We start from the raw sequence: 14,077 nt of genomic DNA, 5'->3' as shown, positions 1-14,077 counted from the left end.
GGAACGCCATGAGTCGTGAAGCCCTGCAGGAATCGCTGTCCGCAGTGATGGATAACGAAGCGGACGAATTGGAATTGCGTCGGGTGTTGAATGCCTTTGACGATGTTGAAACCCGTGATACCTGGGCTCGTTATCAAATCGCGCGGGCAGTGATGCACAAGGATCTGCTGCTTCCACGTCTGGATATCGCTGCGGCAGTCTCTGCTGCGCTGGCTGACGAAGCTGTTCCGGCAAAAGCCTCCCGTGGTCCATGGCGCAGCCTGGGTCGTCTGGCGGTCGCTGCATCGGTAACGCTTGCGGTACTGGCAGGTGTTCGTCTATACAATCAGGACGAGATTGCGGGTGTCGAACTGGCTCAACAATCCAGTCAACCGGGTCTGGCCGTTCCTCAGGTCAAGGGTCCAGCTGTATTGGCAGGCTACAATGAGAGTTCGGATGCCACCGGCCCTATGGCCAACGGCGTATTGCAAGGTCAGCCAGGCTGGCACGATCAGCGTATGCCAGGCTACTTGCGCCAACATGCTCAACAGGCTGCATTGAAAGGTACTGAGAGCGCGCTGCCTTACGCTCGTGCCGCAAGTATGGAAAACCGTTAAGGAGGATCATGCGCGCCATCCCTCTACTTACGCTTCTGCTCAGTGGCTGGTTTGTTGTTCCAGCCCATGCTGATGAAGCCCAGGATTGGTTGACCCGTCTGGGCCAAGCCGAGCAACAGCAAAGTTTTCACGGTACTTTTGTCTACGAGCGTAACGGTAGTTTTTCTACCCATAACATCTGGCACCGCGTCCAGGATGGCAAGGTCCGCGAGCGTTTACTCCAGCTCGACGGCTCGGCACAGGAAGTCGTGCGCATTGATGGGCATACTCAATGCGTCAGCGGCACCCTGATGGCAGGGCTTGGGGATTCTCCCAATTCCTCTGCTCGTGCACTCGATCCTCAAAAGCTCAAGAATTGGTACGACCTTGCCGTCATTGGCAAGTCGCGCGTGGCTGGGCGGGCGGCGGTCATTGTTTCACTGACGCCACGCGATCAGCACCGCTATGGTTTTGAACTGCATCTGGATAAGGAAACCGGCCTGCCTCTCAAGTCATTGCTGCTCAATGATAAAGGGCAACTGCTGGAGCGATTCCAGTTCACGCAACTGGATACTACTGACGTCCCGTCCGACAGTGATTTGCAACCTGGCGCCGATTGCAAGGCTGTCACCCTCGACAGCGACAAGGCTTCTGCGGTCAAGGCGGCTCAGGTCTGGCACTCTGACTGGTTGCCACCCGGTTTCGAGTTGACCAGCAGTTCTGCGCGAAAAGATCCAGAGACCAAAACCCAGGTCAACAGCCTGATGTATGACGATGGTCTGGCGCGTTTCTCGGTGTTCCTTGAACCGTTGAATGGCGCTACAGTCACTGATACACGCACTCAGCTGGGGCCAACCGTCGCTGTCTCCCGGCGCTTGACCACCCCGCAAGGCGAAGTGATGGTCACCGTGGTCGGTGAAATCCCGATAGGTACTGCTGAACGGATTGCGCTGTCCATGCGCTCCGATGCCACTGCAACCAAGTAGTGAGCTAATGTCGAAATGTTTGGTGAGCATTTCAATTTGCAAATATCCCCGATTTTTTCTATAGGTCAGAGCCTCTCGGCTCTGGCCTTGTTTGTTGTTCCCGGAACAAAAATACCGGCGTATCGTTCCCGGTGTTCCTTGCTCCATATCGCTTAACCATGCTCGTCGTAACGGGAGCCGTATGTCGATACCACGCTTGAAGTCCTACCTCTCTATTTTTGCCACCGTGCTCGTACTCGGTCAGGCGGTGACTGCTCAAGCAGTCGAATTGCCTGACTTCACGCAACTGGTCGAGCAGGCCTCGCCCGCGGTGGTGAACATCAGTACCACGCAAAAACTGCCAGACCGCAAAGTGTCGGACGAGCAGATGCCTGACCTTGAAGGCTTGCCGCCGATGCTGCGCGAGTTCTTCGAGCGTGGCATGCCACCGCCGCGTACACCGCGCGGTGATCGTCAGCGCGAAGCCCAATCCCTGGGTTCGGGCTTCATCATCTCGCCTGACGGCTACATCCTGACCAACAACCACGTCATCGCCGATGCCGACGAAATTCTCGTTCGTCTTGCCGATCGCAGCGAATTGAAGGCCAAGCTAGTTGGCACTGATCCGCGTTCTGACGTGGCGCTGCTGAAAATCGAAGGCAAGGACCTGCCGGTTCTGAAACTCGGCAAATCCCAGGACCTGAAGGCCGGCCAATGGGTCGTGGCTATCGGCTCACCCTTCGGGTTCGACCATACCGTGACTCAAGGTATCGTCAGCGCAATCGGTCGCAGTTTGCCGAACGAAAACTATGTGCCGTTCATCCAGACTGACGTGCCGATCAACCCGGGTAACTCCGGTGGCCCGCTGTTCAACCTGGCGGGTGAAGTGGTGGGGATCAACTCGCAGATCTACACCCGGTCCGGCGGCTTCATGGGGGTATCTTTCGCGATCCCTATCGACGTGGCCATGGACGTTTCCAATCAGCTGAAAACCGGTGGCAAGGTCAGCCGTGGCTGGTTGGGTGTAGTGATCCAGGAAGTGAGCAAGGATCTGGCCGAGTCTTTCGGTCTTGAGAAACCGGCCGGTGCGCTGGTGGCTCAGATCCAGGATGACGGCCCGGCTGCCAAAGGTGGTCTGCAAGTAGGCGATGTGATCCTGGCCATGAACGGTCAGCCGATTATTATGTCCGCCGATCTGCCGCACTTGGTCGGCGCGCTGAAGGCAGGCTCCAAAGCCAATCTGGAAGTGGTTCGCGAAGGTAAACGCAAGAATGTCGAGCTGACAGTCGGCGCTATCCCGGAGGAAGGCAAAGAGCTCGACGCCCTGCCAAAATCCAGCACTGAGCGCAGCAGCAATCGCCTGGGTGTTTCCGTGGCCGAGCTGACCGATGAGCAGAAGAAAACCTACGACCTCAAAGGCGGTGTGGTCATCAAGGAGGTCCAGGATGGCCCTGCTTCCCTGATCGGCTTGCAACCAGGCGATGTAATCACTCACCTGAATAATCAGGCGATTGGTTCCACCAAGGAGTTCACGGATATCGCCAAGGCGCTGCCGAAGAACCGCTCGGTGTCGATGCGGGTTCTGCGTCAAGGTCGCGCCAGCTTCATCACCTTTAAACTGGCTGAATAAACCGGTTGATGGGTAAATAAAAAACCGCCTCGAAAGAGGCGGTTTTTTTGTGCCCTGATTTTGTGTTTAAAAACAGAATCAGCCCATCATGTCCTTGATCATGCGCTCCTGCTCCATCAACTCGCGTTGCCGTGCGTCGATTCGCGACGCCAGCGGGAAGTTGGTGCCGGCCTTACGCTTGGCGAAGTCCAGTTGCTGAATAGCCTGGCGATAGTCCCCGACCAGTGCGAAGTACTCGGCGCGAGCCTGATGCAGGCCGATGATATTGCCCGACAGGCCCCGAGTCTCGGCCACCATGTACCAGACATCCGGATCGTTCGGGCGGGACTTGAGCAGATTCTCCAAGGCTTTCTCGGCTTCGGCGGTACGGTTCTGCTTGAGCAGCAGGTCGACACGCACAGAGTTCAACGGATAGTTGCCTGGATATTGAGTCAGCATTCGGTCGACGCGGGATTGAGCATCCGGCAGACGATTGTTGGTGATGTCCAGATCCACTTGAGCCAGGTTGTAGATGATCTCGTTCGGTGATTTCTCCAGTAGCAACTTGAGGTTTTCCCGCGCTTCATTCAACTGGCCACCCTTGATCTGGGCAATCGCCAGTCCATAGCGTGCGACGTCGTTTTTCGGGTTTTCATCCAGCTGCGCGCGAAAGCGCTTGGCGCCCAAGCCTGGGGTTTCCTCATAAATCAGTTGGACCCGCGCACGAATCAGCTGATAGCGCATGGAGTCTTCGATGCCGCCCACCGGGGCTTGCTCGGCACGGTTTCGGGTGTCGGCGATACGCGATTCGGTCACCGGGTGAGTCAGCAGGAATTCCGGTGGCTTGGCGTCGTAGCGGTACTGGCGCGACAACCGTTCGAACATGGTCGGCATCGAGCGCGGGTCGTAACCGGCCTTTTCCAGATTAAGAATGCCGATGCGGTCGGCTTCCTGTTCGTTCTGGCGAGAGAATCTGCGTTGTTCCTGCATCGCTGCCGCCTGCGTACCGGCAATGGCTGCGATCCCGGCATCGCCGGCACCGGCGGCTGCAATAACGATCCCTGCCAGCAGCGCCGCCATCATCGGAACTTGCATGCGCTGTTGGGCTTCAACGCCACGGGCGAAGTGGCGTTGCGACAAGTGAGCTAATTCGTGAGCGAGAACCGAAGCGTATTCGCCTTCGGTCTGGGCATTGAGGAACAAACCGCCGTTGACCCCGACAATCCCGCCCGGCGCCGCAAAGGCGTTGAGTTGCGGGCTGTTGATCAGGATGAACTCCAGGCGCCGATCATTGACCTGGCTGGTTTCAACCAGTCGATAGACGCTGGATTCGACGTAGTCCTTGAGCTGCGGATCATTGAGCTGCGAGACCTGGCTGCGCAACAACGCCAGCCACGCACGGCCCAATTGGTATTCCTGCTGTGGCGAGACAATGGCAGAACTGGCGTCGCCGAGTGACGGCAGGTCGTCGGCGAAGCCTGGTGAGGCAAGCAGGCAAGCGAGCGTCAGCAGGGTAGGGCGCAAAAAAGTCATGCACAAAGCCTTAGTCGACAAAGACCTTACTGTAGCCGGACACTAAGCCTGGGACCAGATATTCTAAGCCGCTCAATCACCAGACCCGGAGTAACGCGATGACCGACGCTGTAGCCCATGACGCAGAACTGGACGCCAGTGGCTTGAATTGCCCGCTACCGTTGCTCAAGGCCAAGCTGGAACTCAATCGACTGGCCAGTGGCGCGGTGCTCAAGGTGATCGCTACCGACGCGGGTTCTCAGCGCGACTTTCGCACCTTTGCCCGATTGGCCGGTCATACGCTGCTTCGTGAAGAAGATGAAGCGGGTGTCTACCGCTACTGGTTGAAAAAAGCCTGATATCGCTGCGTTCGTTTCTAAGGATTATTGATGTTCAAAGTGTTACGCGACTGGATTCAGCGCTACTTTTCCGACGAAGAAGCCGTGGTGCTGGCGGTCCTGCTGTTTTTGGCCTTTACCGCCGTGCTGACCCTGGGCGGCATGCTCGCGCCGGTACTCGCCGGGATGGTGCTGGCGTATCTGATGCAAGGGTTGGTAGTGACGCTAGAACGCCTGCGCATGCCGGGTGGGGTGGCGGTGGGGCTGGTCTTCGCGTTATTCATGGGCGTCTTGCTGGTATTCATTGTTGTCGTGGTGCCATTGCTCTGGCATCAGTTGATCACCTTGTTCAACGAGCTACCCGGCATGCTCGCCAAGTGGCAGTCGCTGCTGTTGCTGCTGCCCGAGCGCTACCCGCATCTGGTGTCCGACGAACAGGTGCTGCAGGCCATCGAGGTGGCGCGGGGCGAGATCGGCAAGTTCGGTCAGTGGGCGCTGACGTTCTCGCTGTCGAGCCTGCCACTGCTGGTGAACATCATGATCTACCTGGTGTTGGTGCCGATCCTGGTGTTCTTCTTTCTCAAGGACCGAGAGATGATCGGCCAGTGGGTGCGTGGTTATTTGCCCCGGGAGCGGGCGTTGATCACTCGAGTTGCCCACGAGATGAACCGGCAGATCGCCAACTACATTCGCGGCAAGGTCATCGAGATCTTCATTTGCGGCGGTGTGACCTACATCGGCTTTGTCGTTCTGGGACTCAACTATGCGGCACTCCTGGCTTTACTGGTCGGCGTGTCGGTGGTGGTGCCATACGTCGGAGCGGTGGTGGTGACGGTGCCGGTCATGCTGATTGCGTTGTTCCAGTGGGGCTGGAGCGATCAGTTCATCTATTTGATGGCGGTCTACGGGATCATCCAGACGCTGGATGGCAACGTGCTGGTGCCGTTGTTGTTCTCGGGGGCGGTCAACCTGCACCCAGTGGCGATCATCTGCGCGGTACTGCTGTTTGGCGGGTTGTGGGGCTTTTGGGGGGTGTTCTTTGCGATTCCCCTGGCGACGCTGTTCAAGGCTGTGCTGGATGCGTGGCCGCGCAAGGAACCGGTGGTGGCGCCGTTGCTTTAACTGTCAGGCTTGATTATTGGGTGGGGCTAAGGGCCTCTTCGCGAGCAAGCCCGCTCCCACAGGGTTGATGCAGTCCCTGTGGGAGCGGGCTTGCTCGCGAAGGCGCCAGAACAGACGCCAAAAAATCAGACCTTGTTTAACGCCTGAGCAGCCGCCAAAACAGCATCCACATGCCCCGGCACCTTCACGCCACGCCACTCCTGACGCAGCACGCCATCCTTATCAATCAGGAAAGTGCTGCGATCAACACCCATGTATTCCTTGCCATACAGCTTTTTCAGCTTGATCACATCGAACAACTGGCAGAGCGCCTCTTCCTTGTCGCTGATCAGCTCGAAGGTGAACGCCTGCTTGGTCTTGAAGTTTTCGTGGGATTTCAGGCTGTCACGCGACACACCAAAGACTTCGGTGTTCGCCGCTTTAAAGGCGTCCAGCTGATCGCGAAAGCCCTGGCCCTGGGTGGTGCAGCCCGGCGTGCTGTCCTTCGGGTAGAAGTAAATCACCACTTGCTTGCCTTTGAGGCCCGCGAGACTGACGGTCTGCCCGCTGGTAGCGGGCGCTTCGAAGTCGGCAACCGGTTGATCAATGGCAACGGCCATGAAAGCTTCCTTACATTGGGTTTTGTGGGCGCCACGGTTCGATCAGGGCATCCAGATTCAGCGCATCGGCGAAATCCAGGAACTGATCGCGCAGCCAGCTGATTTGCACGCCAGCCGGCAACGTCACGGTAAATGTGGCGTTGAGCATGGTGCCGCCGGTCTGCGGGGCCTGATAGGTGTCGCAGGTCAGGTTTTCCAGCTCGACATGGTGGTCCATGAAGAACTGGCACAGCTCGTTGATGATGTCCGAACGATAGGCCGAGCTGACATAGGCGACGTAAGGCAGGGCCTGTGGACGGCTCTCCAGTGCCGCGCTGCGCACCACGTTGACCGTGAAGGCGTGCTTCTTGGCGAGGCTCGACAGGCTGCCTTCCAGGCGCGCCAGGGCGTCCCAGCTGCCGGAGATCTCGAGGATCAACGCACTGCACTCGCCATGACGGGTCAGGCGGGACGTGACGACGGCGCAGCGATTTTCATGGCTGGCGCGGCACAGGACGTTAGTCAGCTCCATGGGGTTGGCGCCGAGGGCACTGATGACAAGGAATTGTTCGCGAACTGTGGGGGTGGACATGCAGCATTCCTAAAGCGATGAGCGGTCGATACTTCTACGGGCTTTATATTGCCGGGGCGAGCCTGCGGATGCGAATTCAGAAAACCCGGCCGAAGGTTGCAACGTGCTCCAGTGTGGCGAGAGCGAGGGGTGGCAACGCTGGATCGGGGCTTGTGATGCCGAAAATGGAGGCTGGAACCCGGCGTACGAGCTTATCAGTACCGATCAAAGTCTGAAGGGTAGCGAAAAGCAGCGCCAAGGGGAATGGCAGCAGCGCAGTACTTCGCTTGTGCAAGCATCTTGGCGCCAGTACCATTACCGCTCTCTTTTTCCGGCAGGAGCGGTTGCATGATTGCGGGCAGTATGGTGGCACTGGTCACACCCATGGATGCACAAGGTCGTCTCGATTGGGACAGCTTGAGCAAACTGGTGGACTTTCACCTGCAAAACGGCACCCACGCCATCGTGGCGGTCGGCACTACAGGTGAGTCTGCCACGCTAGACGTGAATGAGCACATCGAAGTGATTCGTTATGTGGTCAAGCAGGTGGCAGGGCGCATTCCGGTGATTGCCGGTACCGGCGCCAACTCGACGCGCGAAGCCATCGAGCTGACCACCAACGCGAAGACCGCTGGCGCCGACGCTTGCCTGCTGGTCACGCCGTACTACAACAAGCCGACCCAGGAAGGCTTGTACCAGCACTTCAAGGCCATCGCCGAAGCCGTCGATATCCCGCAGATCCTGTATAACGTGCCCGGTCGTACCGCTTGCGACATGCTGGCCGACACCGTGATCCGCCTGTCGACCGTGAAAAACATCATCGGCATCAAGGAAGCCACCGGCGACCTGACACGTGCCAAAGCCATCATTGATGGCGTAGACAAAGACTTTCTGGTGCTTTCCGGTGACGACGCCACCGCGGTCGAGCTGATGCTGCTCGGCGGTAAAGGCAACATCTCGGTGACCGCCAACGTCGCCCCGCGCGACATGGCAGACCTGTGCAACGCTGCGCTGAAAGGCGACGCCGTCACGGCCCGCGCGATCCATGAAAAGCTGATGCCGCTCAATAAAACCTTGTTTATCGAATCCAACCCTATTCCCGTGAAATGGGCGCTGCATGAAATGGGCTTGATGCCGGACGGTATCCGTCTGCCGCTCACCTGGCTCAGTGCTGCCTGTCACGAACCGCTGCGGCAGGCCATGCGCCAGTCCGGCGTCCTGGTTTAATTGAGGAAGTACTACGCATGAAGCGAATGGCCGGACTTTCCGCACTTGCCTTGATTATCTCCAGCACCAGTGGCTGTGGATGGGTCTGGGGCCCGGAAGGTTATTTCCGTGACCGTGGTAGCGATTACCTGGAAGCGCAACAGACTGCACCCATGCAATTGCCACCGGATGTCAAAGCCGCCAAGCATCTGGATCCGTTGTTGCCGATCCCGCGTAACGTGGCCGATGACACCGCCAAAGGCGAATACATCGTTCCTCGTCCGCAGCCACTGTCGGCATTGGCCGACGCCGGCGCCTATTCCCTGCAGAAAACCGGTGATTCGCGCTGGATCGTGGCCCAGAACCCGCCGGCCGAAGTCTGGCCAGTGGCCGTGCAGTTCTTCCAGGACAACGGTTTCCGTCTGGACGAACAGCGCCCGCAAACCGGTGAATTCACCACCACCTGGCAGCATTCCGACGAATTGTCCGCCGCGATGGGCAAGCGCCTGAGCGCGGCCGGTGTCGCCGCCGACAGCGAAACCCGCGTGCGGGTGCGCATCGAGCCAGGCGTGCAGCGCAACACCAGTGAAGTCTACGTCGTCAGCGCCGAGCGCCCTGCGGGCAGCACCTCCGACGTCGCTTTCACCAACCGTTCGGTCAACACTGGCCTGGACGCGGCACTGGTCGACGATATGCTCGCGAGCATGAGCCGCATCTCGGAGAAGGGCGGTACGGTCTCCATGCTGGCTTCGCGTGATTCCGATACGCCGAGCCGGGTCAGCCTGAGCGAAGACGGCAGTGGCAACCCGGTATTGAACGTCGGTACTGACCTGGATCGTGCCTGGTCGAGCGTCGGTCGTGCGCTGGAACAGGGTGAATGGCGCGTTGAAGACATCAACCGCAGCCTCGGTCTGTACTACATCAACCTGTCCGAAAAAGCCGAGAAGAAAGACGAGAAGCCTGGCTTCTTCAGCAGCCTGTTCGGCAGTGCGCCGAGCAAGGAAGAAATTGAAGCCCGCGCCGAGCGTTATCAGGTTCGCCTGAGCAAGGTAGGCGATAGCGTCCAGGTCACCGTCGAGAAGAACATCAATACCGTGGCGCCGGCAGCAGTGGCGCGCAAAGTGTTGAGCAAGATTCAGGACAACCTGGGCTGATCACATGCGTTTTGCCGTTCTCGGCAGCGGTAGCCAAGGGAACGGCACGCTGATAGCCAGCGCTGACACGTATGTGCTGGTGGATTGTGGTTTTTCCCTGCGGGAAACCGAAAAACGCCTGCTGCGCCTGGGTGTGAACCCTGCGCAGCTGAGCGCGATACTCGTGACCCACGAACATGCCGACCACGTGCATGGCGTGGGTTTGCTGTCTCGGCGCTACAATCTGCCTGTCTACCTCAGTCGCGGGACCCTGCGCGGGATGCGCAAACCGATTGAACCGGCTGGCCTGTTGGCCGGCGGCGAGCAACTGCAGATCGGCGCACTGAGCATCGGCGTCATTGCCGTGGCCCATGATGCACAGGAGCCGACGCAATATGTGTTCAGTGATGGTGAGCGGCGTTTCGGCCTGTTGACCGACCTGGGCTCGTATTGCGACAAGGTGCTGGACGGCTATCGGGACCTCGATGCGTTGATGATCGAGTCCAACCATTGCCGTGACATGCTCGCTCGCGGTCACTACCCGTACTTCTTGAAGCAACGGGTGGGCGGTGAATTGGGGCATTTGAACAACCATCAGGCGGCATTCCTGGTGTCCGAGTTGGGCTGGCAAGGCCTGCAACACCTGGTCCTGGCCCATCTGAGCAGCAAGAACAACCTGCCGCAGCTGGCCCGGCAATGTTTTGTCGACACCCTCGGGTGCGACCCGGACTGGCTGCAACTGGCCGATCAAGATTCAGGGCTCGACTGGCGACACATCGCCTAGCCCACCTACTTAGCAAGCGGAGCCCATCATGGAAAAACGTGAAGAACTCTACCGCGGCAAAGCCAAATCGGTTTTCAAGACCGACGACGCTAACCGCTTGATCCTGCTGTTTCGCAACGACACCTCGGCGTTCGACGGCAAGCGCATCGAGCAGCTCGACCGCAAAGGCATGGTGAACAACAAGTTCAACGCCTTCATCATGCAGAAACTCGAAGCAGCCGGCGTGCCGACCCAATTCGACAAACTGCTGGGCGACAACGAATGCCTGGTGAAGAAGCTCGACATGATCCCGGTCGAGTGCGTCGTGCGTAACTACGCCGCCGGCAGCCTGGTCAAGCGCCTGGGCGTTGAAGAAGGCATGAAGCTCAACCCTTACACCTTCGAACTGTTCTTGAAGGACGACGCCAAGGGCGACCCGTTCATCAACGAATCCCACGTCGTGGCATTCGGTTGGGGCACCGCCGAGCAACTGGTTCGCATGAAAGAACTGTCGCTCAAGGTCAACGAAGTCCTGAGCAAACTGTTCGACGACGCCGGCCTGCTGCTGGTCGACTTCAAGCTTGAATTCGGCGTATTCCATGACGGTTCCATCGTCCTGGGCGACGAATTCAGCCCGGACGGCTGCCGTCTGTGGGACAAGGCGACCGGCAAGAAAATGGACAAAGACCGCTTCCGTCAGGGCCTCGGTGACGTCATCGAAGCCTACGAAGAAGTCGCCAATCGTCTGGGCGTACCGCTTTAATCGACGCAAGCATCTGATAGCACGGAAAAATTTCGCTTAGGGGGTTCGCTTCCGGCAAAAGTGTTGTTATGATGCGCGCCGTTGGAGAGATGCCAGAGTGGCCGAATGGGACGGATTCGAAATCCGTTGTACCTTCACCGGTACCTAGGGTTCGAATCCCTATCTCTCCGCCATTATGTTCGAATAAAGCCCCGCATTGCGGGGCTTTTTCGTTTGTTGTGCTTTCTGTTCCCCCACCTGTTCCCCCACTCTCTCTTCGCGTGATTTTACCCCGCTGCCTTTCAAGGGCGTGGATCTGGCGGTGCGTAAGCGCGAGGTATAGAAATACTTATCAGTACGTATGGCATGCGCGGTCTAGCTCTCTGGGGGGGGGGGTACGGCTCTGGCCAATCAGTACGCTATCGTCGTCATTTTGAAATCCCTAAATTGAATAGCCTTCGGCACTGGATAGATGTCAGAGTCGATGTAAGACTGACTCACTTGTGTGAATCCTACTTTTGCGAGCGGCCGTGATGTCCAAGGAGCCGCGCGTGGAAATCAGTTGGGCGAGCCTGCAATACCTTCATTTGCGTTACGAAGACAGTTTTTCGTGGGCTCCCCTTGATGAAATCCTATGCCCCTTTATTGCTGAATACCTCGAGCGACCTTAATCCCCTCTGTCGTTGTTGTTCGATTACCATCAGGTGTTCGCGGTACGCTTCGACCTGCGTTCCAGGCGACTACTAAGACTTCATCGCCAGGCTTGATTTTCTGGTCGTAACGCTTGTGATGGTTCAGGCGTTGCGGTCCTTGGTTCGCAAGGGGAAATGATGCAGAGTTGTGCTGAAGCCTTGGGACGCATTTCATCCGACCGTTGGGCGCCAGGACCGAACCTCTCATATCAAGTTTAATTACGACAATTGGAAGTCAATCTGGGGGAAGGATGGCAAAGACAACAAAACCAAGCGGGTTCGGATCCCTCTTCGAAGACGACTACTTGGTTCGGACGCTAGGGCCGATATCACACGATCCAGAGGTCGCCCTGACGGAATTGGTTGCCAACGCTTGGGACGCTGGCGCATCTATAGTCAATTTGACTATTCCCCACGCTAAGCAGAATGTTCTCGTCGTCGAGGATGACGGTCACGGCATGACCGCGAGTCTTTTCAAGCGCAGGTGGATGACTCTCGGATACGACCGTCTGAGGCATCAAGGCGTTAATGTGGAGTTTCCGTCGGAGCGAAATAGTTGGAGTCGTCGGGCCTATGGTCGAAACGGTGTTGGTCGCCATGGGCTTCTCTGCTTTGGAGACATTTACTCGGTGGAAACTTGTGCTGGGGGGGACGAGGCTATTTTTGAAATAGGAGCCGGGGGTGGGAAAGATCCGTTCAGAATCATGACCGAATCCTCCGCCAAGAGGGGCGGACATGGAACGAAGCTTTCTGTCATCGTCGAAAGGCATCTGCCAGATCCCGACAAAATTCGTGAGGTCCTCTCTGCTCGCTTTTTGCACGACCCTCGGTTTGAGGTTCGCGTCAACGGACGCTCAGTGTCCCTTCCTGAGCATTTGGGGTTGGTTGAGCAAGCTACCGTCGAGGTCGTCGATGGTTTCTCTGTTGAGGTGTTTGTCATTGACTCATCTCGGGCGGCAAAGTCTAACCGCTACCAGGGCATAGCCTTTTGGGTGAATAACCGGCTTGTCGGGACCCCTGCATGGGTTGTGGGAAATATTGCGGTTATTGACGGACGTTCTCGTTTCGCTAGGCGATACGCCATTGTGGTGAGAGCGGACGAACGCTGGATCGAGGAAATAGAGGCTGACTGGACGCGGTTCAAGCAGACACCTAGGGCAGCGAATCTTTTTTCGGCAGTGGTGCTCCAAGTCAGGGATGTGTTCGAGCGGCTGTCCGCGACATTAGTCGAGGAGAACTCCGAGGAAGCCCTGATTCGGAATAGGGAGGACTTCAAAGAACTTTCTACACTCGGGAGGATCGAGGTGGCCAATTTTGCCCAGACCCTTGCGAAGAGCAATCCGGGTATAGGGAGCGACACGCTTTCAGCTGCTGTGCAGGCCGTCATCAAGCTAGAAAAATCCAGGAGTGGCATCGCCCTCCTCGAAAAGCTTACAAAGTTGGACGAAGAAGACATTGATGGCCTTGATCGTCTCCTTGGACAATGGACGGTTGGCGACGCATTAGCAGTACTTGATGAGATTGATCGGCGCCTTTCTGTACTTTCCGCCATCGACAAGCTCGGAGGGGATTCTGGGGCTGACGAGTTGCATACACTTCATCCCTTGGTGACCCAGGCTCGCTGGTTGTTTGGTCCCGAATTTGATAGCCCGGAATACGCGTCCAATGTGAGTCTCAGGAATGCTGCGGGTAAGATTTTTGGGAAGCGCGGGGGCGCTGGGGCATTTCTCAACTCCAGACAGCGCCCTGATCTCATGACCTTAGCTGACAGCACCCTCTCTATCGTCGGAACCGAGGAGTTTGATAGTAGGGAGAACAACTTGACCAAAATACGGGATGTCTTAATTATCGAGTTAAAAAAGGGCAAGTCCACCATTGGCCGGGACGAGATGAATCAGGCAGACGGCTACGTGCAAGACTTTCTCGGAAGTGGATTGTTGGATGGCACGCCGATATTTAGGGCCTTCGTGGTAGGTCACGAGGTCTCCCCGAAAACCTCCACCGAGAAGGAAATAAAGGAGAATGGAGTGTTGCGGGGTAGGGTTGTTGCAACCACATTCGGGCGTTTGACCCGAACAGCCCATCATCGACTTTTTAGGCTGAAAGAGCGGATTCCAGCTCGGTACGAAGACATCAACGGAGCTGAATTGGCTGCCAAAGTGATGGGGATAGCAAGCCAGGCGAGGATTGCGCTTCTATCTCCGGAGTACGGTCACGTTGAAGACGCGGTAGATACGAAAGCTTGATTTTCCTTCATGTGAAGTTCGGAAC

The 14,077-nt window shown here is 57.4% G+C and carries 13 protein-coding genes and 1 tRNA gene; 11 read left to right on the top strand and 3 right to left on the bottom strand.

What is annotated here, in order from left to right:
• The first annotated feature begins 8 nt into the window (after positions 1–8).
• From JFU37_RS23480 to JFU37_RS23470, 3 genes are all read left to right on the top strand, one after another.
• Positions 9–596 carry a sigma-E factor negative regulatory protein gene (locus JFU37_RS23480; protein WP_201119394.1) on the top strand — a complete coding sequence of 196 codons (588 nt, stop codon included), beginning with the start codon at positions 9–11 and terminating at the stop codon, positions 594–596.
• An 8-nt stretch (positions 597–604) separates the two neighbouring features.
• The gene (locus JFU37_RS23475; RefSeq protein WP_201119392.1) at positions 605–1,561 is read left to right on the top strand and encodes a MucB/RseB C-terminal domain-containing protein; all 957 of its coding nucleotides are present in this window, start codon (positions 605–607) and stop codon (positions 1,559–1,561) included.
• A 181-nt stretch (positions 1,562–1,742) separates the two neighbouring features.
• The gene (locus tag JFU37_RS23470; RefSeq protein ID WP_201119383.1) at positions 1,743–3,170 is read left to right on the top strand and encodes a DegQ family serine endoprotease; all 1,428 of its coding nucleotides are present in this window, start codon (positions 1,743–1,745) and stop codon (positions 3,168–3,170) included.
• A gap of 78 nt (positions 3,171–3,248) precedes the next feature.
• Here JFU37_RS23470 and JFU37_RS23465 read toward each other — a convergent pair whose 3' ends face one another.
• The gene (locus tag JFU37_RS23465) at positions 3,249–4,682 is read right to left on the bottom strand and encodes a M48 family metalloprotease (RefSeq protein WP_201119381.1); all 1,434 of its coding nucleotides are present in this window, start codon (positions 4,680–4,682) and stop codon (positions 3,249–3,251) included.
• Between the two features lie 98 nt (positions 4,683–4,780).
• Between JFU37_RS23465 and JFU37_RS23460 the strand changes: the two genes are divergently transcribed.
• Positions 4,781–5,020 (top strand): sulfurtransferase TusA family protein, encoded by a 240-nt coding sequence (locus JFU37_RS23460; protein ID WP_020300476.1) that lies wholly within the window; start codon positions 4,781–4,783, stop codon positions 5,018–5,020.
• A gap of 30 nt (positions 5,021–5,050) precedes the next feature.
• Positions 5,051–6,121: an AI-2E family transporter gene (locus JFU37_RS23455; protein WP_201119379.1), complete on the top strand. Its 1,071-nt coding sequence runs from the start codon at positions 5,051–5,053 to the stop codon at positions 6,119–6,121.
• Between the two features lie 125 nt (positions 6,122–6,246).
• On the opposite strand, the gene JFU37_RS23450 is transcribed toward JFU37_RS23455, so the two are convergent.
• Together JFU37_RS23450 and JFU37_RS23445 are read right to left on the bottom strand one after the other, a co-directional pair.
• On the bottom strand, positions 6,247–6,720 hold the full coding sequence (locus tag JFU37_RS23450; RefSeq protein ID WP_201119376.1) for a peroxiredoxin: 474 nt from the start codon (positions 6,718–6,720) through the stop codon (positions 6,247–6,249).
• A gap of 10 nt (positions 6,721–6,730) precedes the next feature.
• Complete coding sequence (locus JFU37_RS23445; RefSeq protein ID WP_201119374.1) at positions 6,731–7,291, bottom strand: glycine cleavage system protein R; 561 nt, start codon at positions 7,289–7,291, stop codon at positions 6,731–6,733.
• Between the two features lie 327 nt (positions 7,292–7,618).
• Between JFU37_RS23445 and dapA the strand changes: the two genes are divergently transcribed.
• The 6 genes from dapA to JFU37_RS23415 all read left to right on the top strand — a co-directional run bounded on the left by dapA (position 7,619) and on the right by JFU37_RS23415 (position 14,052).
• Entirely contained in the window at positions 7,619–8,497 is an 879-nt protein-coding gene (gene dapA, locus JFU37_RS23440) for a 4-hydroxy-tetrahydrodipicolinate synthase (RefSeq protein WP_201119372.1), read from the top strand.
• A gap of 17 nt (positions 8,498–8,514) precedes the next feature.
• Entirely contained in the window at positions 8,515–9,630 is a 1,116-nt protein-coding gene (bamC, locus tag JFU37_RS23435; RefSeq protein ID WP_201119370.1) for an outer membrane protein assembly factor BamC, read from the top strand.
• A 4-nt stretch (positions 9,631–9,634) separates the two neighbouring features.
• Entirely contained in the window at positions 9,635–10,393 is a 759-nt protein-coding gene (locus JFU37_RS23430; protein WP_201119368.1) for an MBL fold metallo-hydrolase, read from the top strand.
• A gap of 28 nt (positions 10,394–10,421) precedes the next feature.
• Positions 10,422–11,135, top strand: a complete 714-nt coding sequence (gene purC, locus JFU37_RS23425; RefSeq protein ID WP_201119366.1) for a phosphoribosylaminoimidazolesuccinocarboxamide synthase — start codon at positions 10,422–10,424, stop codon at positions 11,133–11,135.
• Between the two features lie 83 nt (positions 11,136–11,218).
• Positions 11,219–11,308: transfer RNA gene (locus JFU37_RS23420), tRNA-Ser, on the top strand.
• Between the two features lie 749 nt (positions 11,309–12,057).
• The gene (locus JFU37_RS23415; protein WP_201119364.1) at positions 12,058–14,052 is read left to right on the top strand and encodes an ATP-binding protein; all 1,995 of its coding nucleotides are present in this window, start codon (positions 12,058–12,060) and stop codon (positions 14,050–14,052) included.
• Positions 14,053–14,077 lie beyond the last annotated feature (25 nt).

It is taken from the genome of Pseudomonas sp. TH41, assembly GCF_016650695.1.
Taxonomy (GTDB): Bacteria; Pseudomonadota; Gammaproteobacteria; order Pseudomonadales; family Pseudomonadaceae; genus Aquipseudomonas.
Note: the sequence above shows the minus strand (reverse complement) of the source record. Positions and strands in the feature narration are given on the sequence as shown.

Bases quoted from the DNA above. Each gene is read 5' to 3' on its own strand.
- JFU37_RS23470 (WP_201119383.1), top strand. From the start codon at position 1,743: ATGTCGATACCACGCTTGAAGTCCTACCTCTCTATTTTTGCCACCGTG.
- JFU37_RS23460 (WP_020300476.1), top strand. From the start codon at position 4,781: ATGACCGACGCTGTAGCCCATGACGCAGAACTGGACGCCAGTGGCTTG.
- JFU37_RS23445 (WP_201119374.1), bottom strand. From the start codon at position 7,291: ATGTCCACCCCCACAGTTCGCGAACAATTCCTTGTCATCAGTGCCCTC.
- JFU37_RS23465 (WP_201119381.1), bottom strand. From the start codon at position 4,682: ATGACTTTTTTGCGCCCTACCCTGCTGACGCTCGCTTGCCTGCTTGCC.
- JFU37_RS23450 (WP_201119376.1), bottom strand. From the start codon at position 6,720: ATGGCCGTTGCCATTGATCAACCGGTTGCCGACTTCGAAGCGCCCGCT.
- purC (WP_201119366.1), top strand. From the start codon at position 10,422: ATGGAAAAACGTGAAGAACTCTACCGCGGCAAAGCCAAATCGGTTTTC.
- JFU37_RS23480 (WP_201119394.1), top strand. From the start codon at position 9: ATGAGTCGTGAAGCCCTGCAGGAATCGCTGTCCGCAGTGATGGATAAC.
- JFU37_RS23430 (WP_201119368.1), top strand. From the start codon at position 9,635: ATGCGTTTTGCCGTTCTCGGCAGCGGTAGCCAAGGGAACGGCACGCTG.
- JFU37_RS23455 (WP_201119379.1), top strand. From the start codon at position 5,051: ATGTTCAAAGTGTTACGCGACTGGATTCAGCGCTACTTTTCCGACGAA.
- bamC (WP_201119370.1), top strand. From the start codon at position 8,515: ATGAAGCGAATGGCCGGACTTTCCGCACTTGCCTTGATTATCTCCAGC.
- JFU37_RS23415 (WP_201119364.1), top strand. From the start codon at position 12,058: ATGGCAAAGACAACAAAACCAAGCGGGTTCGGATCCCTCTTCGAAGAC.
- dapA (WP_201119372.1), top strand. From the start codon at position 7,619: ATGATTGCGGGCAGTATGGTGGCACTGGTCACACCCATGGATGCACAA.
- JFU37_RS23475 (WP_201119392.1), top strand. From the start codon at position 605: ATGCGCGCCATCCCTCTACTTACGCTTCTGCTCAGTGGCTGGTTTGTT.